Origin of the sequence: Enterobacter sp. WCHEn045836 (genome assembly GCF_003965585.1) — a bacterium.
In the GTDB taxonomy this organism is placed as follows: Bacteria; Pseudomonadota; Gammaproteobacteria; order Enterobacterales; family Enterobacteriaceae; genus Enterobacter; species Enterobacter dissolvens.
On the sequence record NZ_RXPT01000021.1, the window covers coordinates 13523 to 37765 of the forward strand.

A 24243-nucleotide genomic window follows, 5' to 3' on the forward strand; every position below is an offset into this window, starting at 1 on the left:
ACTAGTTTCGGTTTCGGGTGACTTTAATGACGTCCGGCATGACGCGGATCTTGCGCATAATATTTGCCAGATGCACGCGGTCGCGGGCGGTCAGACGAATAAAGGCGCTGTACACGCGGCCATCTTTTTCTTCCGTGTTCAGGCTCTGAATGTTGGAAGAGGCCGTGTTGATCGCTGCCGTCAGGTTCGCCAGGGCACCCTGGTGGTTGAACATATCCACCTTAATTTCGGTGATAAATTCCTGCGCCGTTTCTTTATCCCACTCGACCGCCATAAACTTCTCCGCCTCTTTTTGATAGCCGCGGATGTTACGACAGGATTCATGGTGGATAACCAGCCCTTTGCCCGGGCTGACGTGCGCAATAATCGGATCGCCAGGAATTGGACGGCAACACTTCGCAAAGGTGATAAGCACCCCGTCCGCGCCTTTGATCGGCAGATGCGCGTGGCCGGATGCGCCAGGTGCGGAAGGGATTGCTTCGCCCTGCTGCAGGTTTTTGGCCACCACGACGCTCATCGCGTTACCCAGACCAATTTCAGCCAGCAGATCGTCCAGAGAGGTGAGCTTCATCCGGTCGAGTTCACGCTGGATATGTTCTGGTGGGATTTCTGCCAGCTTACGGCTGCCACCCAACGCGTGGTTGAGCAGACGACGCCCCAGGCTGACGGAGTCATCACGCTTGAGGTTCTTCAGCAGCTGGCGGATTTTGGCGCGGGCTTTGGAGCTCACAACAAAGTTCAGCCAGGCCGCGTTTGGACGTGCGCCCGGAGCGGTGATGATTTCGACTGTCTGACCGCTGGCGAGCGGTTGAGACAGCGGATAAGGTTGTCTGTCTACGCGCGCGCCTACGCAGGCGTGGCCGATATCGGTATGCACGGCATACGCGAAGTCGACCGGGGTCGCGCCCGCAGGCAGTTCGACAATACGCCCTTCAGGCGTGAAAACGTAAATCTCATCCGGGAAGAGATCGGATTTTACGCTCTCGATAAATTCAAACGAGCTACCCGCACTCTGCTGCAGCTCCAGCAGGCTCTGCATCCAGCGCTGGGCGCGGATTTGTGCCGTGGTGCTGCTTTCACCACCGTGTTCTTTATAGGCCCAGTGTGCGGCGACACCCATCTCCGCCATCTGGTCCATGTCTTCGGTGCGGATCTGCACTTCAACAGGGACGCCGTGCGGGCCGATCATCGAGGTATGCAAAGATTGATAGCCGTTCGCTTTTGGAATGGCGATGTAATCTTTCATGCGTCCTGGACGCGGCTTATAGAGGCTGTGCATCTGCCCCAGCACGCGATAGCAGGTGTCGGCGTCGTGGACGATCACGCGAAACGCGTAGATATCCATGATTGAGTGAAAACGCTGCTCTTTCAGCACCATTTTGCAGTAGATGGAGTACAGGTGTTTTTCGCGACCGCTCACGCGGCAGGGAATGCCTGCTTCCTGTAAACGCCCTTCAATTTCCGAGAGGATCTTTTGAATCATCTCTTTACGGTTACCGCGGGCGGCTTTCACCACCTCTTTAATGACGCGATAGCGGTTCGGGTACAACGCTTCAAAACCCAGCTCTTCCAGCTCGGTTTTAATGTGATGAATACCTAAACGGTGCGCCAGCGGACTGTAGATTTCGAGGGTTTCACGGGCAATGCGGCGACGTTTGTCCGGGCGGAGTGAGCCCAGCGTGCGCATGTTGTGGGTACGGTCAGCGAGTTTGATGAGAATGACGCGGATATCCTGCACCATTGCCATAATCATCTTGCGAAAGTTTTCGGCTTGCGCCTCTTTCTTGTCGCGGAAGTTCAGCTTATCAAGCTTGGACACCCCTTCCACCAGTTCGGCAACGCTTTTGCCAAACAGCTGTTCCATATCCTGGTAAGTGGCAGGGGTATCTTCGATCACGTCGTGCAGCAGAGCAGCCATCAGCGTTTCATAGTCGAGTTTCATCTCGGCCAGAATACAGGCCACCGCTACCGGGTGCGTGATATAGGGTTCACCGCTTGAACGTGTCTGGCCCTCGTGAGCGTCACGTGCAACGAGATAAGCCTGCTGAAGACGCTTAATCTGGTCTTCAGGCAGGTAGGTTTGAATCAGTTGATTCAGGCTTTCAAACAGATACAAGGGCGACCCGCAGGTTTAATTAACGACGACCTTCAGCAATGGCGGTAACGGCCTGCAGTTCTGCGGCTTCCTGCTCTTGCTGCTCCTGGCGCTCACGTACGTCGAGGATCTGGTTGTTGATCAGACCTTCTTCGATTTCGCGAAGTGCAATTACGGTGGTTTTATCGTTTTCTTCCGGTACCAGCGGATCTTTACCGCCTACCTGCATCTGACGAGCGCGACGCGCGGCGACCAGCACCAGGTCAAAACGGTTACCAATTTTCTCTACAGCGTCCTGAACAGTTACGCGTGCCATACTTAAAATGCTCCACAGGTGAAGAAATGACTGGGCATAATACTGAAAGTGGGTTCAGTCTGCCAACAGTTTGGTGATTAATGCGTCATGTCGCTGCTTCTGGCGGCTCATACGCAGACGTTCTGCGCGAAGGATGGTTTTGAGATCGCTCAGTGCGGCATCAAAATCATCATTCACAATAAGGTAATCATATTCGGCGTAATGGCTCATTTCTGCAACTGCCTGCTCCATACGCTTTGCAATGACCTCTTCGCTGTCCTGACCGCGGCCACGCAGGCGGCGATCCAGCTCATCTTTCGACGGCGGTAAAATAAAGATACTGCGCGAATCAGGCATTTTCTTGCGAATTTGCTGTGCGCCCTGCCAGTCGATATCCAGGAACACATTCACGCCGGTTGCCAGAACCTGCTCAATAGTTTCACGCGAGGTGCCGTAGTAGTTACCGAAAACTTCTGCGTGTTCAAGAAACGCATCTCTGCCGATCATCGCTTTAAATTCGTCGTGATCGACAAAGAAATAGTGTTCGCCGTGCACTTCACCAGGACGCGGTTTACGCGTGGTGTGTGAAACTGAAACCTGTGTGTCGTACAACGGTTGGGTTTTTAACAGTGCCTGAATAAGGCTGGATTTACCCGCGCCACTAGGGGCAGAAACAATATAAAGCGTGCCTTGAGCCATGAGAGTCTTTTGTATGTGTTAACGAAGAAGTCCTACATACGGGCTTATTATACACGTCGCCGCTGTGTGACGTAGCCTTTGTCACACTTTTTCCCCTGGATTATTACATTTTGCGTGTCGTTTTCAGGTTTTACCTGTGTTTTGCAGCAACATAAACAAACCCTGGATGGCGCCTCGCAAAGCGCAATGTTGCTGTTAGCGTTGTTTTAGACGTCGGGTTATACCTCCTGCAACGCAAAGGAGGGGTAGCAATGTGGCGATGGATAAGCGGATTCATGCTGTTGTGGAGCGGTTATGGTACGGCGGTGTGTCCGGTGTGGTCTCAGGCAAAAGCGGAAACAGAGATTGCGACGCTAAGCGCGCAAATCAAACGCTGGGATGACGCCTACTGGCAGCAGGGTATCAGCGAAGTGAACGATGAGGTGTATGACCAGCTCAACGGGCGGTTAAAGCAGTGGCAGCACTGTTTTGGACATGAATCATCAGACGCAGCGATCCCCGCCCTTACTGGAACTATCAAACACCCTGTCGCCCATACGGGGGTTCATAAAGTAGCCAGTAAAGAGGAGCTTCGCCAGTGGATGCATACCCGGCGTAATCTCTGGATGCAGCCCAAAGTTGACGGCGTTGCGGTAACGCTGGTGTATCGGGGTGGAACGTTGGCTCAGGCCATTAGCCGTGGCGATGGGTTAAAAGGTGAAGACTGGACATCGCAGGTGCGTTTAATACCGTCGGTGCCACAACACCTTTCCGGCGCGCTGGCGAACAGCGTGTTACAGGGGGAGCTTTTTTGGCAGCGTGAAAACCACATTCAGCAGCAGATGGGCGGAATGAATGCACGCGCAAAAGTCGCAGGTGCGATGATGCGCCAGCAGGATAACGCGTTTTTGAGAGAGGTTGGGGTATTCATCTGGGCCTGGCCAGACGGGACAAAAGAGATGAAAACCGCACTGGCGGAACTCTCTGACGCGGGTTTTACCCTGACGGCGCGCTATACCTTGCCCGTAGAGCATATTGAGGCCGTCGAAAAGCAGCGCTCAGCGTGGCACACCGCAGCATTACCCTTTGCCACGGACGGCATTGTGGTTCGCTCGGCGGATGAACTGCCGGGTGAAAACTGGCTGCCTGGAGAGGGCAGTTGGGTAGTGGCATGGAAATATCTTCCTGTCGCGCAGGTTGCTGAAGTGCGGGATATTCAGTTCAGTGTGGGCCGAACGGGGAAGATTGCCGTTGTGGCGGCGCTGGAGCCAGTACGGCTGGATGATAAACAGGTGCAGCGGGTTAGCCTGGGATCCGTTGGCCGCTGGCAAAGGCTGGATATCGCGCCGGGCGATCAGATCCAGGTCAGTCTGGCCGGGCAGGGGATCCCCCGATTCGACAAAGTCGTCTGGCGAGGGACTGACCGGCAAAAACCAGAACCTCCAGTCCCGCAGTACCATTTTCTCAGCTGTTTTTACGCTTCACCGGAATGTATGGAGCAGTTCTTTGCCCGGTTGACGTGGCTCAGTTCAAAACAGGGGCTGGATATTGCCGGTTTAGGCGAGTCCGGCTGGCGAACGCTCTGGCAGGCGCATCGCTTTGAACATATTTTCTCATGGCTGTTGTTAACCCAGGCGCAGCTGCAAACCACGCCGGGGTTGTCTGCTGCACGCGGACTGGCGCTCTGGCATCAGTTTAATCTGGTGCGCGAGCGGCCTTTTATTCGTTGGATCATGGCGATGGGTGTTCCGCTGGCTCAGGCGACCCTGAAAGCCGCCGGCGAGCTATCATGGCAGACCATGCGCCAGCGTAGTGCTCTGGACTGGCAGACCTTGCCGGGAACGGGAGAGGAGAAAGCGCGGCAAATCGTTAACTGGCTGCACGTGCCGGAGGTGGATGTGCTGGCAAAGTGGCTGACTGAACAGCACATCAAGGGATTCGGAAATTAATGGGCGTTGTGTTTGTAATGAAACACCGGCAATCCGAGCTTCAGTCGCAGCGCCAGCATGCGGGCCGTAAAGCCAAACAGCAGCGTGGAGATGACCACCACATCATGGTTCGAAACATAATGCTGCAGGGCGACATAGAGCACCGCTGCCGCGAAGGAGATGCCGGCATACAGCTCCTTTTGAAAGACCAGGGGAATGCGTTTGCAGAACATATCCCGCAGGACGCCCCCAAACACCCCGGTCACCACGGCAGCAATGGTGGCGATAACCGGTCCTTCTCCCATATCGAGCGCGATTTGTGCGCCGATGATTGAAAAGACGATCAGGCCCAGCGCATCAAGCACCAGGAACAGGCGGCGCAGGTGGGGCATAACGGGTGCCACGATGGTGGTTAATACGGCAGCCGTAGCTACGATAATCACATACTCAGGGTGTTTAACCCAGCCGAGCGGGTAGTGGCCAAGCAGAATATCGCGCACGGAACCGCCGCCCAGCGCGGTCGCTGTGGCAATAATGATCACGCCGAAGGTATCCATTCGGCGACGACCGGCTGCAAGCGCGCCAGTCATGGCTTCTGCAGTGATGCCAATGAGATAAAGAATATGAAGCAGCATATAACCTCCGGTGTGAAGCCGGGAAGGTTAGCGTTTTGTGCGCACGATCACGATTGAGATTTTCTAAGGTGATCCGGTTTGCCATATAAATATTTATCAACTCATGTTGGACAAGGTTGTTCAATGGCGGTAAGGGAAGAAAGGGGATACATAAATGGATTAGAAATAGTAATGGGTGGCGTCAACCGACGTCACCCGAAAGGCATTACTCGATATTCTGGATCTGCTCGCGCATCTGCTCAATCAGTACCTTGAGCTCAATGGCGGAATTCGTCACCTCGGCATTGATCGATTTAGACGCCAGGGTATTCGACTCGCGGTTGAACTCCTGCATCATAAAGTCGAGGCGTCGCCCAACGGCTTCTTTCTTCTTCAGAATGTTGTAGGTCTCTTTAACGTGCGCTTCCAGACGGTCCAGCTCTTCGGCCACGTCAACGCGCTGCGCCATCAGTACCAGCTCTTGTTCCAGACGGTTGTTTTCCAGCTGAACTTCCGCTTCTTCCAGTTTGGCAACCAGACGCTCGCGCTGCCACTGCAGCACTTCCGGCATATGGGTACGTACTTTTGCCACTTCGGCGCTGACGCCCTCAAGGCGCTGTTCAATCATCGCTTTCAGCGCCTGGCCTTCGGTTTCGCGAGCAACGATAAAGTCATCGAGCGTGCTGTCGAGGGCTGCAAGGATTTCAGCAGCAATTGCATCCAGATCCTGCTCTCCGGCAGCCATGACGCCAGGCCAGCGCAGAATATCAACCGGATTAATTTCGCCTTCGTCGCTTTGCATTTTGACCCAGTTCGCCGCATTGACGAGCTGTTTTGCCAGTTTTTCGTTGAGGATCAGTTCGCCCTGCGCGCTGGCATCCGGCTCAAAACGCAGGTTACATTCCACTTTCCCGCGCGTCAGACGCGTACGGATACGCTCACGCACCACAGGCTCAAGGCTGCGGAACTGCTCCGGCATACGGAAATAGGTTTCCAGATAGCGCTGGTTTACCGAACGCATTTCCCAGGTAGCGCTACCCCAGCTACCCTTGATTTCACGCCGGGCGTAGGCGGTCATACTGCGGATCATAGATATTCCCGTTTTTAAAGGAGAGATGGGGGGATTATAGCTTTCAGGGGCTTCTCAGGATAGGAATAAGCGTCCTTTATCCGTATAATGCGCAGCCACATTCGTTTCAAGCCGGAGAATTCATCATGCGTCCAGCAGGTCGTAGCGCCAATCAGGTGCGTCCCGTCACCCTGACCCGTAACTATACAAAACACGCTGAAGGCTCCGTTCTGGTTGAGTTTGGTGACACCAAAGTGCTGTGCACGGCTTCCATTGAAGAAGGCGTTCCGCGCTTCCTGAAAGGTCAGGGCCAGGGCTGGATCACGGCTGAATACGGCATGCTGCCGCGTGCAACGCATACCCGTAATGCCCGTGAAGCGGCAAAGGGTAAGCAGGGCGGCCGGACCATGGAAATTCAGCGCCTCATCGCGCGTGCGCTGCGCGCCGCGGTTGATCTGAAAACGCTGGGCGAATTCACCATTACCCTGGACTGTGACGTCATTCAGGCTGACGGTGGCACGCGTACTGCATCGATTACCGGTGCCTGTGTGGCGCTGGCGGATGCCCTGAATAAACTGGTTGCGGCCGGTAAGCTGAAAACAAACCCAATGAAAGGGATGGTTGCCGCAGTGTCCGTCGGTATCGTTAACGGTGAAGCGCTTTGCGATCTGGAATACGTAGAAGACTCCGCCGCCGAAACTGACATGAACGTGGTGATGACCGAAGACGGACGTATCATTGAGGTGCAGGGCACCGCAGAAGGCGAACCGTTTACCCACGAAGAACTTCTCACCTTGCTGGCTCTGGCCCGAGGGGGGATTGAATCTATCGTAACGACGCAGAAAGCGGCGTTAGAAAATTGATTTTAAAGGCGACTGATGAGTCGCCTTTTTTTTGCCTGTAAGACAGAAAAGACAAAGGAGCGAATCCATGAAACCGTATCAGCGCCAGTTTATTGAGTTTGCGCTTAACAAGCAGGTCCTCAAGTTTGGCGAGTTTACGCTGAAATCCGGGCGCAAGAGTCCCTATTTCTTCAACGCCGGGCTGTTTAATACCGGGCGCGATCTGGCGCTGTTAGGCCGTTTTTATGCCGAAGCGCTGGTGGATTCAGGGATTGATTTCGACCTGCTGTTTGGCCCTGCCTATAAAGGCATTCCGATTGCGACGACCACCGCTGTGGCGCTGGCAGAGCACCATGACCGCGACGTACCGTACTGCTTTAACCGTAAAGAGGCTAAAACGCACGGTGAAGGCGGAAACCTGGTTGGCAGCGCACTGCAGGGCCGTGTGATGCTGGTGGACGATGTGATCACCGCAGGTACCGCCATTCGTGAATCCATGGAGATTATCCAGGCCAACGGCGCGACGCTGGCTGGCGTGTTGATTTCTCTGGACCGTCAGGAACGGGGACGCGGTGAAATCTCGGCCATTCAGGAAGTTGAACGTGATTACAGCTGCAAAGTGACGTCAATCATCAATCTGAAAGACCTGATTGCGTATCTGGAAGAGAAGCCAGAGATGGCGGATCATCTGGCTGCGGTGCGGGCATATCGCGAAGAGTTTGGCGTGTAACAGAATCGCCCGGTGGCGCGTCGCTTGCCGGGCCTGCGCAATTTGTGGGCCGGATAAGGCGTAGCCGCCATCCGGCAACGACGTTACTGCAACTGCGCCGCCACTAACGGCCAACGGGCGTCGAAATCGTCCGTTGGGCTGTATTTGAACTCACTGCGTACAAAACGAGAGAGCATCCCTTCGCAAAACGCCAGGATCTGGCTTGCCAGCAGCGTTTCATCCGTGTTGTAACCTTCGCCTTCACGCATTTTCTTCTCGCGCAGTACCTGGCGCAGCTGCGCTTCAATACGCTCGAAAAGCTGGTTAATGCGACCCTGCAGTCTGTCCTGCTCAAACATCAGCGCATGGCCAGTCAGAATACGGGTCAGGCCCGGGTTACGTTCGCCAAAGCCCAGAATCAACTGCACAATCAGACGCAGACGCGCGGTGGTGTCTTTTTCGTCTTTCAGAATCAGGTTGATGCGCGTGATCAGGCTGTCTTCGATAAACTCGATCAGGCTGTCGAACATCCGGGTTTTGCTCGGAAAATGACGGTACAGCGCCGCCTCAGACACGCCTACCGAGGCGGCCAGTTTTGCGGTGGTGATGCGTTGACTGCCATCGCTGGATTCAAGCATCAGAGCCAGAGATTGAAGTATTTCTTCGCGACGGTTCCTTTTCGCGGTTTGTTTTTCTGCCATGTTGCAAAATACCCCTGAAAATAAGCACTTGTCAGGCTGGCATCCACACAGCGACCGCAAACTGACGTTTGCGGTTTGTTATGACATTATGGCGCTGTGAGATGCGTGTCTGTCGGGCGGTTATTTGCGCCCGGAATGGCCGAAGCCGCCTTCGCCACGGTCGGTGGCATCAAAGTCTGCCACCAGGTTAAATTCTGCCTGCACTACCGGTACAAAGACCATCTGCGCGATACGCTCACCCGGTTCAATGGTGAAGCTGTCCTGACCCCGGTTCCAGACGGAGACCATCAGCTGGCCCTGGTAGTCAGAGTCGATCAGGCCGACCAGGTTACCCAGCACGACGCCATGCTTATGACCCAGACCAGAACGCGGCAGGATCACCGCTGCCAGTGAAGGGTCAGCAATGTGAATCGCCAGACCCGTTGGGATCAGGGTGGTCGCACCCGGAGCCAGTTCTACGGCGTCATCGAGACAGGCGCGCAGGTCAAGACCGGCAGAGCCGGAGGTGGCATAGGTTGGCAGCGGGAATTGCTCGCCAACACGCGGGTCCAGAATCTTAACGTCGATTTTTTTCATCATAACGGGTAACGATCTCGTCCAGTAATTGTTGGCCCAGGAGTTCCTTGCGCTCAAGCGGTAAGATTTTATCTCCATCCTGCCAGAAAAGGTGCAGTGCGTTGCTGTCGCTGTTAAATCCTTGCGTGGCCAGCGATACGTCATTCGCGCAAATCAAATCGAGGTTTTTGCGGGTACGTTTTTGCCGGGCATATTCTTCCACATTATTTGTTTCTGCGGCAAACCCAACAACGTAAGGACGATGGGTTTTCAGCGCGGCGACACCAGCAACGATATCCGGGTTTTTCACCATTTTTAGTGTTAATTCATCGCCTTGCTTTTTGATTTTGGCATCGGAAATGGTCTCTGCGCGGTAGTCCGCGACGGCAGCACAACCGATAAAAATCTGCTGGTTTTGCGCATGGGCCTGTACCGCGGCTTCCATTTCCAGCGCGGTGGTGACGTCAATACGCTGCACAAAGGGCGGCGTAGGCAATGAGACCGGGCCACTGACCAGCGTGACATTCGCGCCGCGTTTTGCCGCTGCGGCAGCAATCGCAAAGCCCATTTTACCGGAGCTGTGGTTGGTAATGTAGCGTACCGGATCCAGCGGCTCACGCGTTGGGCCCGCAGTAATCATGATGTTGAGATGTTGCAGGTCGTTGACAGGCGAAAAATGGGCCGCGGCCAGATCGACGATAGTCAATGGATCAAGCATACGACCTGGACCGACATCGCCACAGGCCTGGCTCCCGCTGTCCGGGCCCCAGATCAGCAGGCCGCGAGTGGCCAGCGTCTCCAGATTATGCTGGGTCGCGGCATTACGATACATCTGCTGATTCATGGCCGGCACAACGGCAACAGGGGCGGGGGTGGCCAGACAAATGGTCGAGACCAGATCGTTTGCCATCCCGGCGGCGACGCGGGCAATCAAATCGGCCGTGGCGGGGGCAAGGATAACCAGGTCTGCCCATTTCCCAAGCTCAATATGGCCCATCGCGGCTTCTGCGGCAGGGTCAAGCAGGCTGTCAGATACCGGGTATCCTGAAACGGCCTGCAGGCTTAAAGGAGTGATAAAGGCTTTTCCACCTTCGGTTATCGCGACCCGTACGTCGGCCCCGCGCTCGCGCAGACGGCGCACCAGTTCTGGCGCTTTATAGGCTGCAATGCCGCCGCTTACGCCAAGAACGATTTTTTTACCGGCCAGGCTCATCATGATTCTTTCCTGTTGGGTTTCACCAGAGAGCGGGCATTTTATCACAATCCCAAAAACGGGGTGATCTTGTCCTTCGGTCACTTTGCGAGGCGTTACGCAAGAACGAGACGCGAGAGTCAGGTGCCTGAGTAGCCTATGGCAAGATGGGCAAAAAACAGGGAGAAAAAGCATGGAAGAAGAGGACGAACTGCTGTTGCCGCGAGAAAAAATGCTGCGCTATGGCGTCACCTTACTAAAAGATGATGAACTGCTGGCGCTTTTTTTGCGCACTGGTACGCCGGGCAAAACGGTCTTTACGCTGGCAAAAGATCTGATAGGCCATTTTGGCTCACTGTACGGTCTGATGACGGCGGAACTGGCGGAGTTTGCGCATGTGGAGGGCATCGGTGTGGCGAAATATGCCCAGCTTAAGGGGATTGCCGAACTGGCCCGCCGTTTCCAGTGTGTTCGCATGCAGGAGGAAGACCCGATACTGACCCCTGCGATGACGCGTGAGTTTCTGCAAAGCCAGTTAACCGATATTGAACGCGAGATCTTTATGGTGATCTTTCTCGACAACCGGAACCGGGTGCTCAAGCATAGCCATCTTTTCTCGGGCACGCTCAGTCATGTAGAGGTTCATCCGCGTGAAATTGTGCGGGAAGCAATAAAATTGAATGCAGCCGGCGTGATACTCGCGCATAATCACCCCTCTGGCTGTGCAGAACCAAGCAGAGCTGACAAAGAGATCACCGACCGCATTGTCAAATGCTGTCAATTCATGGACATTCGTGTGCTGGACCATCTGATAATTGGCCGCGGAGAGTACCTTTCTTTTGCAGAACATGGCTGGATTTAGGCTATTTCTCGCGATCCATCGGGATCTTTGTCTGTTCGGGACTTGAGCACACCGCCGAGTCAGCGTATACTACGCCACCTTTGAGAATCTCGGGTTTGGCATTTGGGCCTGGCAATCGAGAGTTCAATAGAACTATGCGATGACCGGGCTGTAAAGCCTGACGAGGCGCCGATACCCCATACGAAGCTCGAGCTAATTTGATTTTTGGAGAATAGACATGTCCCGAGTCTGCCAAGTTACTGGCAAGCGTCCGGTGACCGGTAACAACCGTTCCCACGCACTGAACGCGACTAAACGCCGTTTCCTGCCGAACCTGCACTCTCACCGTTTCTGGGTTGAGAGCGAGAAGCGTTTTGTCACCCTGCGCGTATCTGCTAAAGGTATGCGTGTAATTGATAAGAAAGGCATCGATACAGTTCTGTCCGAACTGCGTGCCCGTGGCGAAAAGTACTAAGTACTTAAAGAGGAAATAAATCATGGCTAAAGGTATTCGCGAGAAAATCAAGCTGGTTTCTTCTGCTGGTACAGGTCACTTCTACACCACCACGAAGAACAAACGTACTAAGCCGGAAAAACTGGAACTGAAAAAATTCGATCCAGTTGTACGCCAGCACGTACTGTACAAAGAAGCTAAAATCAAATAATTTTAGTCTCCTTGTATTGAAAAACCCCGCAACTGCGGGGTTTTTTGCATTCTGCATCTTACTACGGAGGAATCATGCCTGAATTACCTGAGGTGGAGACCAGCCGCCGCGGTATTGAGCCGCATCTGGTCGGCGCGACCATTCTTCATGCTACCGTGCGTAACGGCCGCCTCCGTTGGCCGGTTTCTGATGAGATCCATGCGTTAAGCGATAAACCGATCCTCAGCGTCCAGCGCCGCGCGAAGTATCTGCTGCTGGAGCTGCCCGATGGCTGGATTATCATTCATCTTGGCATGTCCGGCAGCCTGCGGATCCTCACTGAAGAGCTGCCTGCGGAAAAGCACGACCACGTCGATCTGGTGATGAGTAACGGCAAAGTACTGCGTTATACCGATCCCCGCCGCTTTGGCGCATGGTTGTGGGCCAAAGAACTGGAAGGACATAGCGTACTGGCACATCTGGGGCCTGAGCCGCTTTCAGAAGCGTTTAACGCGGAATACCTGAAAGCGAAGTGTGCGAAAAAGAAAACCCCGATTAAACCCTGGCTGATGGATAACAAGCTGGTGGTCGGCGTGGGGAATATCTATGCCAGCGAATCGCTGTTTGCAGCCGGGATCCATCCCGATCGGCTGGCCTCTTCGCTGTCGGCGCAGGAGTGTGAGCTGCTGGTGCGGGTGATTAAAGCGGTACTGCTTCGCTCAATTGAACAGGGGGGAACGACGCTGAAGGACTTCCTGCAAAGCGACGGTAAACCGGGTTATTTTGCTCAGGAGCTGCAGGTGTATGGCCGCAAAGGCGAGCCGTGTAGGGTGTGTGGAACGCCGATCATCGCAACAAAGCATGCCCAGCGCGCCACATTCTATTGCCGTCAGTGCCAGAAATAGCGCTACTTTAGCTTGTCCATCAACGCCTGGTGGACGTTAACCGGCAGGAAATGGGTAACGTCCCCGTGATGACGTGCCACCTCTTTCACCAGCGTGGAAGAGATAAACGACCACTCCTTGGATGGCATCAGAAATACGCTTTCCAGCTCCGGCATCAAATGACGGTTCATGTGCGCCAGCTGCATCTCATACTCGAAGTCTGCCACCGCGCGTAAGCCACGGATCAGAATCGTCGCCTGCTGAGCGCGGGCAAAGTTGGCCATCAGATCGCTGAAGCCCACCACCTCCACGTTCGGCAGGTGCGCAATGGCCCCGGTGGCAAGCGCGACGCGCTCGTTCAGGTCAAACATCGGTTTTTTGCTTGGGCTGGCAGCAATTGCCAGAATCACCTTGTCGAACATGCACGCCGCACGGGTGATGATATCAAGATGACCATTGGTGATCGGATCAAAGGTACCCGGATAAATCGCTTTTGTGCTCATGGCTCACGTTTTCTCTGAGTAGCCGCGGCTGAGCGCCCACAGCTCGGTGTATTTGTTGAAAGTATACTGGGCATTTACCACGGCCAGTAACCAGCCCTGTTTACCGTCCAGCACGCCCCCACGCAGCAGCAGCGTTTTCAGAAATGCCCCCAGCGTGTGGGTGAAGATACCGGTCAGCGTGGCTTTCTTGCCACGCTGATGGCGCTCCTGCGCCCATGCGGTGGCGTAGTTGAGCTGTTTTCGCTGGAAGCTGGCGAAATCCCGACAGGTCAGGTGCAAAAGATCGCCCGTCAGAGGGACGACAGGCGCACTGTCGCAGGCCAGGGATTCATGGACCAGATTATCATTGTACTGATACCGCTCGCGCTCGTAGAGACGCGTCACCCGGTCAGGATACCAGCCGCTGTGACGCATAAAACGGCCGAGGAAGTAGTTGCGACGCGCAATGCTGTAGACCGTGCCCGGCGTTGGTGCGGCGAGCACCGCCTGAATGGCCTGACGCAACTCCGGCGTGATGCGCTCGTCTGTGTCGAGCATCAGTACATAATCACCGGTGGCATATCCCTGCGCGCGCTGGCGCTGGATACCATAACCTTGCCAGTCGGTGTTGGTATAGACTTTTGCACCCGCTGCGCGGGCAACGTCCGCCGTGTTGTCTTCACTGCCGGAGTCGAGCAGGATAATTTCGTCAGCCCAGGCAACGGAGGCCAGGCAATCCGGAAGCAGGTCGGCAGCGTTTTTGGCGATCAGAACGACCGACAGGCGCGTTGACATTAGTGGCTCCGCTGCGGCAGATAAGGTTGCAGAAGCTGCAGCAGACGGGTGAGGGCACCCTGGTTCTGATGCAGCACTTCGACGGCATGACGACCGTACCACAGGCGATAATCTTCGTCGGTCAGCAGGGTCGAGACCTCTTTGACCACCGAATCCGCATCGGTCACGGTAATTAACCCTTCGGCTTGCTGCAATTTCGCACAGATATCTTTGAAGTTAAAGGTATGTGGGCCCATCAGCACGGGAATGGCATGGGCCGCTGGCTCCAGCGGGTTATGACCGCCACGCTCCACCAGGCTGCCGCCAACAAAGGCCAGGTCAGCGATGCCATACAGCAGCATCAGTTCGCCCATGGTATCGCCAATGACCACCTGGGTGCTGCTGGAGGGGATCTCACCGCTGCTGCGCAGGGTGAAGCTGAAGCCACCTTTTTGCACCATTTCGCGGGCGTCTTTAAAACGCTCAGGATGGCGAGGCACCAGAATCAGCAGTAAATCGGGGAATTTCTCAAGCAGCTTACGGTGTGCCTGCAGGATGATCGTTTCTTCACCCTCATGGGTGCTGGTCGCAATCCAGACCTGGCGACGCGGTGCCCACTGGCGACGCAGCGTTATGGCACGGGCGGCGAGTTCAGGCGTGACAGAGATATCGAATTTCAGGCTGCCGGTCACCGCCAGCTGGTTGCGTTTCAAACCCAGCGCAATAAAACGCGCTGCGTCTTCTTCGTTTTGCGCAGCAATCAGTGTGATCTTGCTCAGCAGGCGGCGCATAAATTTCCCCAGCTTGCCGTAGCCTTTTGCCGAACGCTCTGACAGGCGAGCGTTAGCGATCACCAGGGGGATCTTGCGGGCATGCAGGGCGGAAATCATATTCGGCCACAGCTCGGTTTCCATCACGATCACCAGTTTAGGGCGAACGGTTTCCAGGAAACGGTTCATGGCGCAGGGGAGATCGTAAGGCAGATAGACATGATGGACATCTTTACCGAAGGCGGACATCACGCGCTCAGAGCCGGTAGGCGTCATGGTGGTAACGGTGATCGGCAGTGACGGGTAGCGGTGACGCAGGGCGCGAACCAGCGGGATCGCTGCCAGCGTTTCGCCAACAGAAACGGAATGCAGCAAAATACCGTCCGGGGCAACTTTATTGCGGCAGAAGCCATAGCGTTCAGCCCAGCGTTTTCGATACGCAGGCGCTTTACGGCTACGAAGCAGCAGTCTCAGCCACACCAGTGGTTGAATGATGTAGAGCAGGGCGGTATACAACAATTCCAAGCGATTATCCGTCTTTTTAGTTTCGGCGGGCAAATTCTAAGCATTTGGGCCAGGTAAAGCTATCTCTTATGCCAGATAGCGCTTCAAACGGAAGTAACGACGGCCCAGTCGCCAGCGCAGTCGTGGACTTTTTGCACTTTTCCAGATGAGTTTCCAGATCCCTTTCTCGAAAAACTCTTTGATAATAAATGCTTTTTTCTGTTCATCTTTCATATTGTCGAAAGTATGAATAATTCCCAGCCCTTCTTTGGCAATTTGCCAGTGGCATGCAGGGATCCCTTTCACTTTATCAGGGTAGCGCTGGTTGATGGCATCGAGCATCTGCAGGATTTTCATGTAGTGACGCGCCGAACGAATGAGCGTGTCATCATTGTCCGGCATATGTGAAACGGACGCCGAATGAATGTAATAGTCGTAGTAACGTTCACTGGTGTACTGCACCCGCTCCGCCGCCAGCAGCACTTCGGTGGTCCACGGAATATCCTGATGGCGCAGTCCCGGTTCAAAGTGAAAACCGTGCTCGCGAATAAAGTCATGACGATAGATGTTCAGCCAGGTCACGTGCAGGAACTTACGGGAGTCGAGCGCCATTTTGAGCCATGCAGGGCCGGACATGACGCCCGTTGATGCCAGTTTGTCTTCAGGGAAAATAGGGCGTGAAGGCTTCTTATTATTTTCCCAGACGTAGTTGCCGTTACAGGTAGCGACATCAAGACGTTGCGTGACCGCCATATCAAGCAGGTGCTGATACATGCCGGGTTTGAAGACATCATCAATATCAGGAAACGAGAGATATTGGCCCGTCGCGACGGCCAGACCGGTATTACGCGCGATGGATACACCCTGGTTTTGCTGTTCAATAACCTGCATCTGCGGCAGTTTTTCGCGCCAGTTTTCAACGATCTGCATCGAACGATCAGTGGAGCCGTCATTGACGATGATGACTTCCATACTGTCGATGCGTTGATTCACAAGGCAGGTAAAGAACTGATCCAGGAAAGCTTCACCGTTATAAACGGCTACCACCACGCTTAATAATGGCGCTGAATTTTGCATAAGAAACCTGATTATTTTTGATTGTCGACCAAAGCAATGTATTGCTGGCAAATGGCATTGATACCGAACGAAGCAATAGTTGCGCGATCAACGACCGGTGGAGAGCTGTAAATATCCGCCAGCGTTTTTGCCAGTGACTCGTCATTCAACTCTGCCAGACCGCGGGATAAGGCTCCCGTAAGGATTTCGGCAGGGCCACCGGGACAATTTGTACTGACAGGTGGCGTCTGGCAGATAATGGACTCAACCAGCACATTACCAAAACCTTCGCAGTCAGAACTTAACACTAAAAGGCGTGCCCCTTTTATCCAGGGATAAGGATTGGATTCAAACGGGCGGAAAACCGTTTTGTCTTCGATACCTAACTCGCGGGCAAGCTGCTTAAGCTTTTGAATTTTTACCTCAGAGCCATTGCCCATCATGACCAGCGTGGTGTCGAGCTGGCTCAGCGCGAACGCCCGTAACAGGCGGTCATGACGTTTGTGTTCATGGAAGCGTCCAACATGAATAATGTAATCCTTTCCCTGCATTTCAAAGGGGGCGTCCGCCAGACGCTGGATTTCAGGAATATCAAAAGGATTATGGATTACCGCCGTGCGCCGGAGATTCAGGGCCAGCGTCTGGGAAAGATCTTTCAACACCGCGCCTGAGACAGCCACCACGTTGCGGTTTTCGTAGGTATGGCGAATTTTAGTGTGTTTAAACCAGCGTGAAAGCCCGCGGCGATGACGAAGGTAGGAGAACGAGAACATGCCATGCACGCAGAACCAGACTTTATCCCGTTCCAGCGCACGGCAGTGCGCCACGATGCGGTCAGTTTTGTGCAGATGGGAGAACACCACATCAAATTTACCGCTGCGTTCTGCCCGCTCGATAGCCTGATCCAGCAGTCTGGCGCGGCGTGGGATCTCCGTTAGCTTCCGCCACGGTTTTTTGCAGGTATCCTGAACAACCTGATAATCGATGCCTTCCGGAATGGCGTAGTCGCACACTTTCCGCAGTGAGAACAGGGAGACCTGGTGTCCCATCTCTGTTAATCCGCTGGAGAGTGTAAGAACCGTTTTTTCAGCTCCTCCACCGGGTAAACCATCAATAATCATTAGGATGCGCATTTTTAATCCAGTAATTTTTGATAAAGCGAAATAAGCTGACTTGACAGTTTCTCGGGGGTGGCGTCTTTTACTCGTTCACGTGCCGCCCGTCCCATATTGTTATTTTTTTCCAGCGAAGGGGTGGCCGCAACCGCCTCCTTCAATGTGCTGATATCAAGTGCGTCACAGTAAAATCCGTTCTGGCCTTGCTGAATAAATTCTGCCCCACCGCAACTCTCTGAAGTAATGACAGGCAAACCGCAGGCCATCGCTTCAAGAATGACGTTAGGAAAGGGATCATACAGCGTTGGTAGCAGTAAACCATCAGATAGCTGATAAAATGGTAACGTCTCTTTTTGCATCCCCAGAAAGCGGATCTGCCCCTCGCAGCCCAATGAACGGGCGAGGTCGCGATAGCGACGTTCTGCTTTATCCTGCCCAACCACAATCAGCCACGCCGCGGTTCCTGCGACGGCACGTATAGCGCTGGCCAATCCTTTTCGTTCAAATCCTGACCCTACGAAGCAGAATATGACGGCATCGGTTGGCAAGCCAAACTGCTGACGCAGTGCAATACGCTGTGCTTCTTCTGCCGGAACGAAGCGGGTGGAATCGATTGAATTATAAATCACATGTATTTTTTTTGCGTCAATATCAAAGTCTTCAACGATTTCGCGTTTGATCATCTCCGCATTACAGATAACCGCTTTCAACTCCGGTGCCTGGTACATTTCACGTTCGGCATTCATTACGTAACGATGATAGCGGTCATGCATAAGCATTTGCGCGCGCCAGGCGGGCAGAATGCGCGCGCGCTGCAACAGCCAGCGGCGGTGTACGCCATCGCCAGCACGATAAATGTCGCAGCCTGGTATACGCTCGTGGCTTTGCACAATATCAAATTGTTGCTGCTGCCAGAGGGCGCGTGCGGCATGCGCAAACCCGCGTTCGCGGCTGATGCGGCCCCATTTACGCGGATCGCAAATATGAATATGCCAGTCGTCCTGTTTCTCACCCTGCCACTCGCGCGTGATGACGTTGAGCTCGAGATTTTGGTTGCTCAGCGCGGTAAGGGCGCGAGACACGAAGCGTTCTGCCCCGCCATCCGGGCGATACTTTTGGCGAACAATCGCCAGGCGATGGTGTTTCATGACAGATATCTCCTTGCGGCGGAGACGACAGCATCAACGGGAATGGCGTCGAGATAGCGTTCTTTTGTTTTGGTATCAATGGCGTCTGGATCGGGCAGTGGGCCGTAATCACCTGCCCAGATGACTTCCCCATTAACCTGCCAGGGTGACCAGAAGGTGAGTTTTGATGGGCCAAACAATGCCACACAGGGGGTATGAAGCGCAGCGGCCATATGCATCGGAACGGAGTCAACGCCAATGAACAGAGACGCATGATCGATAAGCGAAGCCAGTTGACGCAACGTGAGCTGCCCCGCCAGCGAGACGACTCCCGTCGCTGGCGAGGCGGTGAGAATGCGATCGATCATCGCCAGCTCTTTTTTATCCGGCCCGGCGGTGAGTACGACAGTGTGACCATCCTGCCGCAGCGCTGTGATGGTTTGCGCCATTTTGCCTTCGTCCCAGCATTTAAAGAACCAGCGTGACGTAGGCTGAATCACGATGTAATTGTCTCCCACACCGTTTTGCATCAGCTTTTGGTGAGCCGCGTGCCAGTCTTCAGCAAGGTAGGCCATGGTCACGGCAGGTTGAGCGGTGACCGGTAATGGCGACAAAATAGAGAGGTTCTGTTCGACAGTATGCAGCGCGTTGTGCCCGGCCACAGAGACCAAATCGCTATGGCAAAACCGCCAGAATGCGTTGTTGCGCTTGTGAAAAGCGAACCCGAGTCGTACCGGTGCGCCGGTGAAACGGGTGACGATAGCGCTGCGCCACTGATCGGCAAGATTAATCACCAGGTGATAATGTTGTTTCCTTAACGCACAGAGCAACTGCCACTCTTTTTGCAGATGTTTCAGCGTGCCCAGCTGCTTCCATTTACGGTCGATCCCGTAAACAGTACCGATCGCCGGGTGTGCGGCGAGCATATCGCGGGTTTCTTCATACAACAGCACATCAATCTGTGCCAACGGCCATTTTTGACGTAACGAATCAATGACGGGAGTGGTCAGCAACATGTCGCCATGATGGCGGAGTTTGATAAGTAAAATGCGCAAATCAGGCGTGTCAGGTAAGTTATTCATCATCATCTTATTGGCGTTGTACTGTTGGCAATTCTAATAGACCTGATAGCGACTTGCACTCTTTCTCCATAATCTCAGGAAATTCCCTGGAAGGGTTTACTCATGCTTCGGAGAGTGCGTAACATAGCGCTAACTTTCCTGTCTTGCGGACTCATTATGAAAAAACCAGCGTTTATCATCACGATTGATACTGAAGGCGATAATCTCTGGCAAAATCACCGCGTCATTAAAACGGAGAATGCGCGCTATCTGGCGCGGTTCCAGACGCTTTGTGAGCGTTTCGGTTTTAAACCCGTATGGCTGACAAATTATGAGATGGCCATTGAGCCCGTTTTCATTGAGTTCGCCAGAGACGTGATTGCCCGCGGTCAGGGTGAAGTCGGGATGCACCTTCATGCCTGGAATAGCCCTCCTGAATACGATCTCACGGGAGATGACTGGCGCTGGCAGCCGTATTTGATTGAATTTTCAGATGAGGTGATGCGCGAGAAAGTGTTGTTCATGACCCGTCTGCTGGAAGAGACCTTCCAGACCAAAATGTTAAGCCATCGCGCCGGGCGCTGGGCATTTGATAGCCGTTACGCCAGACTGCTGATTGAACTGGGCTACCAGGTTGATTGCTCTGTTACACCGCGCGTGAACTGGCGCAACGCGAAAGGCGCCCCGCAGGGGAATGGCGGAACCAATTATCAGCACTTTCCAGACCATGCCTACTTTATTGATACAGACGATATCTCACGAGCGGGCAATAGCCCCTTACTCGAAGTGCCGATGAGCATCCAGTATAAGCATCCGGCCTGGCTGAACACCGTCAAACAGGGCTACGATCGCCTGCGCGGTAAATATCGTTCACCGTCCGTAAACTGGTTGAGACCGTCCGGTGGTAATGCGTCGCAGATGATTCAGGTCGCACAGCAATGCCTGTCACAGGGACATGACTACGTGGAGTTTATGCTGCATTCCTCGGAATTTATGCCGGGTGGAAGTCCTACGTTTAAAGACGAGGCGGCGATTGAAGGGTTGTATCAGGATCTGGAAGTGCTCTTTAGCTGGTTATCCGACAAGACGGTAGGGATGACGTTGGCGGAGTTTTATGCTCATAAGAAAGGCGCCGACTAATCGGCGCCTCTGCAATTATTTTTGCAGCGCGGTTTTTACCGGGGTGCTGAAAATAATGGCAAGTGGAAGCCAGAATAGCACCCAGTATTCTCGCGGATTGCTGATCACAAACATGCCCTGGGTAACATAGAACATCAGCGCAAAGACAATAACCGCAATCTCTGCTTTGTGATTAGCAGCAAGGTGGCGAAGACATTGTCTGCCCGCAAAGAGAATCATACTCAAAAGCAGCAGAAGCCCCACTACACCGCCCTTCAGGAAAGTCGCTAAATAAAGGCTATGCGTTGTGGTAACAGGTTGACCATAGCCGTTAATGAATTCAAGTTCTTTATTGAAACCCCAGCCGAAAATCATTTTTTGTTTCGCCACTTCAAAGGCATGCTGCCAGATGCCGAAACGGACAGAGCCTGCACGGGAAGATTCTTCCGCGCGTTTGATGAATATATCGAAGAAGCCGCTGAAATAGAGGATGGAGCCAATAGCTAACAATACGATCAGCGAGCCCGCTAACAGCTTAAAATTCCATTTCGGTTTACACAGAAACGCAACGATAGCGGCGACAATCATCGAAAGGAAAGGCCCACGGCTTTGGGTCAGAATCAAGCAGACCAGCAGCAGGGGAACGGGAATATAGAACCAGTAGTTACGCGTTTCGCGAACCAGAATGGCACTCAATAGAATACCCAGCGCCATATATCCCCCAAGATCAATGACATTATCCGGGGAGAACGGGAAAGCACGCGATAGTCGGTTTTGAAATATATGCTCTTTATTGACATAAATCAGCGTTAATATCGTCAGTGCCACGATACCGAGATAGGCTGCGCCAATGATGTATTTTTTTCTTTCCTGTAACTCACACTGACGATAAAGGCACAGGAAAATAAATAAATAAAAGGAATGGCTGATGGCTGAGCTAAGATGTGAAGATTCCGCCCACAAATTTGAGAGTGAAAAGTAGAGCAAAAAGGCACCGGTCATCCCCAGTGCAGGAAGGAAGTCACGATCGTTAATAAAACGGGTGCGTGTCTCACTATTGATAATCATAGTGATGATAAACAGAGCCAGCGTGATATGGAATAAGATATTTACCCGTGAGACACCGCAAAAAATCATGCTCAAAAACATAAAGAGCACAAAAGGATAGAACAGGTAGCGTTGCAAATTAATTGAAGACATCACTAAAATCCTTTCTGGGAAAAACGGAGTCAGGGATAGCGCTTTGAGGAGAGAGATTGATAACTGAAATGTTATCATCTTTGAAAATGGTGCTTGCCAGCGTTAGCGCGGGGATCACAACATTATGCACTTTATCCTCAAGAAATGAGGGCAACATCGTATCGTTGCTTTCATAGAAACGTGGCTGGTTGAAATTATTCATATCAAGGCCAGCAATGTAAATTTTTTTGAATCCCAGAAAGTAAATTATCTGGAGCGCCCAGTATATCACGGTGCCAGCATCCACCACACCATGTCGCACATCACGACTAAAAGCAATATTCGGATGCGTATCAGAGAAAACGATTTCTGGTGTGTCTGCTAAAGCTTGACGCAGATTATCCTGTTTAATTGAAGGTTTGTAGGTCTCATAACAAATATCTTCAATGATACAAATTTCGCATTGAATGTTTTCGTAGGAAAACCGCTTTATAAGCTTGACGATCCCCATGACAGTAGTAAATAAAATAACATTTTTACAGCCTGTTAATCGTTTCAAAAGCGCCGTTTGGCGGTCGATAAACGTCATATCGACAATGAAATAAAGACTAAAGTTGAGCTGATTATTAAGGTGCCAGGCGCCGTTCACGCCTGCCGTCGCTACCGATGTCGGCAATTTTGAAAAATCAATATGTTTGATTGAGGGGCCTGACGCCGCAATCAGGATCTCACCATTGAATCGATGATGAAGTGAGGACAAAGAGGTCAGTTTGATATCCAACCCCTTATATTTTAAATCACATATTTCACCGGTTTCATTGCGGGATAATTTAATAAATGGCCATAAATTCTCATTATGTCGCATATTACGCTTATGCGTATATCGATACAGTTGCTTGGTCAAAGAGCCCATTTTACGCCTCAAGTGATTCTTTTTTGTTTTTATTCACTGTCGTCAATAAACTCGCAATCTTATCCAGATCGGTTTCACTTACGGCAAACAGCTCTTCTTTCGGTTGGCTGAAATAGTAACGCGTTTCAAATACGTATGAGTTAATATTCTCATCATTGCCAATCAACAGAACATTGCCGAGAGGGCGTTGTTCGTAATGGCAGCACGGGCCAAACAACATGACGATAGGCACACCCACTGCATCGGCAATGTAGATATTCCCGGAATCAGACGCGATATAGCAATCCATCTTTGAAATAGCCCACGGGAGTTCTTCCAGCGTGATCTTCCCAATCAGACTGATCAAGTTAGGAATGTCACCGTAAGCGCGGGTGATATCGTCCAGCCACGACTGTTCATCAGGGGCGCCAAACACATAAAACTCGCAGGGCAGGTCGGCGAGATGGTCAATAATTCGCTTCCAGATGACCGGCGGCACCGTTTTGGCTTTATTACCTGCGGCAATGCTGATGCCGATGCGGATCACATCAGGTTTGTCGAGAATTGCCGGGTAGGTCGCTGGTTTGAACAGCGGCTTTGTGGCGTGCTTAGGAGAGTCCTGCCACGTCAACGAACGGTCGGCTAGCTTCAGGTAATTGGTCACTGATAGCGTTTTTTTGCCGTGCTCAACGGTACCGTCGGCGGTGAGATAGAAAATCCCGTGATACCATCTGCGAGTGTAAATACTCAAAAATTGTTTGTTTTTGGCATTACAGACGGCGGCAAAAAAGAGATTTACGCTGTTGGGTTGCAGAAGATAGACATTGTCGTAGCGGTTCATGATTCGGCAGGCAAAGCTAAGCTTACGCCACAGGCTACGCTTATGCTGCTCGATAAAAAAAATCTCTTCGATCGTTTCGTCATGCTTCGCCAGCGCACCCACGCTGCGACTGATGAGCACATCGCTTTTTTGCAGGTATGCCAGAAGAGGCGTAGCATTAACAAAATCACCGATTTTGGCTGTCTGAATGACCAGGTTCTTACCTGTGTCTTTGCGAAACAGCTTCCGGATAAGCTTTACCGGAAGGAGTAAAATCAGCAGAAATACGTAACTCAT

At 52.9% G+C, this 24243-nt stretch carries 26 protein-coding genes; 8 read left to right on the top strand and 18 right to left on the bottom strand.

What is annotated here, in order from left to right; genetic code table 11:
• Position 1: 1 nt before the first annotated feature.
• From spoT to gmk, 3 genes are read right to left on the bottom strand one after another with little or no spacing between them, the layout of a single operon-like run.
• Positions 2–2116, bottom strand: a complete 2115-nt coding sequence (gene spoT, locus EKN38_RS21785) for a bifunctional GTP diphosphokinase/guanosine-3',5'-bis pyrophosphate 3'-pyrophosphohydrolase (protein WP_013094882.1) — start codon at positions 2114–2116, stop codon at positions 2–4.
• 19 nt (positions 2117–2135) lie between these two features.
• Positions 2136–2411 carry a DNA-directed RNA polymerase subunit omega gene (rpoZ, locus tag EKN38_RS21790; protein ID WP_000135058.1) on the bottom strand — a complete coding sequence of 92 codons (276 nt, stop codon included), beginning with the start codon at positions 2409–2411 and terminating at the stop codon, positions 2136–2138.
• A 54-nt stretch (positions 2412–2465) separates the two neighbouring features.
• Positions 2466–3089, bottom strand: coding sequence for a guanylate kinase (gene gmk / locus EKN38_RS21795; protein ID WP_013094883.1), 624 nt, complete (start codon positions 3087–3089; stop codon positions 2466–2468).
• Positions 3090–3340: 251 nt separating this feature from the next.
• On the opposite strand from gmk, the gene ligB reads away from it, so the two are divergent.
• Positions 3341–5017, top strand: coding sequence for an NAD-dependent DNA ligase LigB (gene ligB / locus EKN38_RS21800; RefSeq protein WP_014830143.1), 1677 nt, complete (start codon positions 3341–3343; stop codon positions 5015–5017).
• Here ligB and EKN38_RS21805 read toward each other — a convergent pair.
• Positions 5014–5631, bottom strand: coding sequence for a trimeric intracellular cation channel family protein (locus tag EKN38_RS21805; RefSeq protein WP_014830144.1), 618 nt, complete (start codon positions 5629–5631; stop codon positions 5014–5016). The two genes, ligB and EKN38_RS21805, sit on opposite strands and share 4 nt — an antisense overlap.
• A gap of 205 nt (positions 5632–5836) precedes the next feature.
• Positions 5837–6700: a YicC/YloC family endoribonuclease gene (locus EKN38_RS21810; protein WP_014830145.1), complete on the bottom strand. Its 864-nt coding sequence runs from the start codon at positions 6698–6700 to the stop codon at positions 5837–5839.
• A gap of 125 nt (positions 6701–6825) precedes the next feature.
• Between EKN38_RS21810 and rph the strand changes: the two genes are divergently transcribed.
• Together rph and pyrE are read left to right on the top strand one after the other, a co-directional pair.
• The gene (rph, locus tag EKN38_RS21815) at positions 6826–7542 is read left to right on the top strand and encodes a ribonuclease PH (RefSeq protein ID WP_013094888.1); all 717 of its coding nucleotides are present in this window, start codon (positions 6826–6828) and stop codon (positions 7540–7542) included.
• A 67-nt stretch (positions 7543–7609) separates the two neighbouring features.
• The gene (gene pyrE, locus EKN38_RS21820) at positions 7610–8251 is read left to right on the top strand and encodes an orotate phosphoribosyltransferase (protein ID WP_014830146.1); all 642 of its coding nucleotides are present in this window, start codon (positions 7610–7612) and stop codon (positions 8249–8251) included.
• A gap of 83 nt (positions 8252–8334) precedes the next feature.
• On the opposite strand, the gene slmA is transcribed toward pyrE, so the two are convergent.
• The 3 genes from slmA to coaBC all read right to left on the bottom strand — a co-directional run bounded on the left by slmA (position 8335) and on the right by coaBC (position 10699).
• On the bottom strand, positions 8335–8931 hold the full coding sequence (gene slmA / locus EKN38_RS21825; protein WP_014830147.1) for a nucleoid occlusion factor SlmA: 597 nt from the start codon (positions 8929–8931) through the stop codon (positions 8335–8337).
• 120 nt (positions 8932–9051) lie between these two features.
• Positions 9052–9510, bottom strand: a complete 459-nt coding sequence (gene dut, locus EKN38_RS21830; RefSeq protein WP_015570042.1) for a dUTP diphosphatase — start codon at positions 9508–9510, stop codon at positions 9052–9054.
• Positions 9488–10699, bottom strand: coding sequence for a bifunctional phosphopantothenoylcysteine decarboxylase/phosphopantothenate--cysteine ligase CoaBC (gene coaBC / locus EKN38_RS21835; RefSeq protein ID WP_014830148.1), 1212 nt, complete (start codon positions 10697–10699; stop codon positions 9488–9490). The genes dut and coaBC overlap by 23 nt, the downstream gene beginning before the upstream one ends.
• 172 nt (positions 10700–10871) lie before the next feature.
• On the opposite strand from coaBC, the gene radC reads away from it, so the two are divergent.
• The 4 genes from radC (at position 10872) to mutM (ending at position 13068) form a co-directional block, all read left to right on the top strand.
• A complete protein-coding gene (gene radC / locus EKN38_RS21840; protein ID WP_014830149.1) occupies positions 10872–11540 on the top strand; it encodes a RadC family protein in 669 nt (222 codons plus the stop codon).
• 217 nt (positions 11541–11757) lie between these two features.
• Positions 11758–11994 (top strand): 50S ribosomal protein L28, encoded by a 237-nt coding sequence (rpmB, locus tag EKN38_RS21845; RefSeq protein WP_002436699.1) that lies wholly within the window; start codon positions 11758–11760, stop codon positions 11992–11994.
• A gap of 22 nt (positions 11995–12016) precedes the next feature.
• Positions 12017–12184 carry a 50S ribosomal protein L33 gene (rpmG, locus tag EKN38_RS21850; protein WP_003024094.1) on the top strand — a complete coding sequence of 56 codons (168 nt, stop codon included), beginning with the start codon at positions 12017–12019 and terminating at the stop codon, positions 12182–12184.
• Between the two features lie 74 nt (positions 12185–12258).
• Complete coding sequence (gene mutM / locus EKN38_RS21855) at positions 12259–13068, top strand: bifunctional DNA-formamidopyrimidine glycosylase/DNA-(apurinic or apyrimidinic site) lyase (protein WP_014830150.1); 810 nt, start codon at positions 12259–12261, stop codon at positions 13066–13068.
• A 2-nt stretch (positions 13069–13070) separates the two neighbouring features.
• On the opposite strand, the gene coaD is transcribed toward mutM, so the two are convergent.
• The 7 genes from coaD to rfaQ all read right to left on the bottom strand — a co-directional run bounded on the left by coaD (position 13071) and on the right by rfaQ (position 19963).
• Complete coding sequence (gene coaD, locus EKN38_RS21860) at positions 13071–13550, bottom strand: pantetheine-phosphate adenylyltransferase (RefSeq protein ID WP_014830151.1); 480 nt, start codon at positions 13548–13550, stop codon at positions 13071–13073.
• A 3-nt stretch (positions 13551–13553) separates the two neighbouring features.
• Positions 13554–14324 (bottom strand): glycosyltransferase family 2 protein, encoded by a 771-nt coding sequence (locus tag EKN38_RS21865; protein ID WP_014830152.1) that lies wholly within the window; start codon positions 14322–14324, stop codon positions 13554–13556.
• The gene (gene waaA / locus EKN38_RS21870; RefSeq protein WP_014830153.1) at positions 14324–15598 is read right to left on the bottom strand and encodes a lipid IV(A) 3-deoxy-D-manno-octulosonic acid transferase; all 1275 of its coding nucleotides are present in this window, start codon (positions 15596–15598) and stop codon (positions 14324–14326) included. Before waaA ends, EKN38_RS21865 begins: the two co-directional genes overlap by 1 nt.
• Positions 15599–15664: 66 nt before the next feature.
• On the bottom strand, positions 15665–16654 hold the full coding sequence (locus tag EKN38_RS21875) for a glycosyltransferase (RefSeq protein ID WP_014830154.1): 990 nt from the start codon (positions 16652–16654) through the stop codon (positions 15665–15667).
• 11 nt (positions 16655–16665) lie between these two features.
• The gene (locus EKN38_RS21880) at positions 16666–17766 is read right to left on the bottom strand and encodes a glycosyltransferase (RefSeq protein WP_043951543.1); all 1101 of its coding nucleotides are present in this window, start codon (positions 17764–17766) and stop codon (positions 16666–16668) included.
• Between the two features lie 2 nt (positions 17767–17768).
• Complete coding sequence (locus EKN38_RS21885; protein ID WP_014830156.1) at positions 17769–18896, bottom strand: glycosyltransferase family 4 protein; 1128 nt, start codon at positions 18894–18896, stop codon at positions 17769–17771.
• The gene (gene rfaQ / locus EKN38_RS21890) at positions 18893–19963 is read right to left on the bottom strand and encodes a putative lipopolysaccharide heptosyltransferase III (RefSeq protein WP_014830157.1); all 1071 of its coding nucleotides are present in this window, start codon (positions 19961–19963) and stop codon (positions 18893–18895) included. The genes EKN38_RS21885 and rfaQ overlap by 4 nt, the downstream gene beginning before the upstream one ends.
• Before the next feature lie 150 nt (positions 19964–20113).
• Here rfaQ and EKN38_RS21895 point away from each other — a divergent pair, with 150 nt between their 5' ends.
• Positions 20114–21076, top strand: coding sequence for a polysaccharide deacetylase family protein (locus EKN38_RS21895; protein ID WP_014830158.1), 963 nt, complete (start codon positions 20114–20116; stop codon positions 21074–21076).
• 15 nt (positions 21077–21091) lie between these two features.
• Here EKN38_RS21895 and EKN38_RS21900 read toward each other — a convergent pair whose 3' ends face one another.
• The 3 genes from EKN38_RS21900 to EKN38_RS21910 are packed head-to-tail and all read right to left on the bottom strand — an operon-like array spanning position 21092 to position 24243.
• The gene (locus EKN38_RS21900; protein WP_014830159.1) at positions 21092–22255 is read right to left on the bottom strand and encodes an O-antigen ligase family protein; all 1164 of its coding nucleotides are present in this window, start codon (positions 22253–22255) and stop codon (positions 21092–21094) included.
• Complete coding sequence (locus EKN38_RS21905; RefSeq protein ID WP_118283581.1) at positions 22242–23099, bottom strand: sugar glycosyltransferase; 858 nt, start codon at positions 23097–23099, stop codon at positions 22242–22244. Before EKN38_RS21905 ends, EKN38_RS21900 begins: the two co-directional genes overlap by 14 nt.
• Positions 23100–23148: 49 nt before the next feature.
• On the bottom strand, positions 23149–24243 hold the full coding sequence (locus EKN38_RS21910) for a glycosyltransferase family 9 protein (protein ID WP_014830161.1): 1095 nt from the start codon (positions 24241–24243) through the stop codon (positions 23149–23151).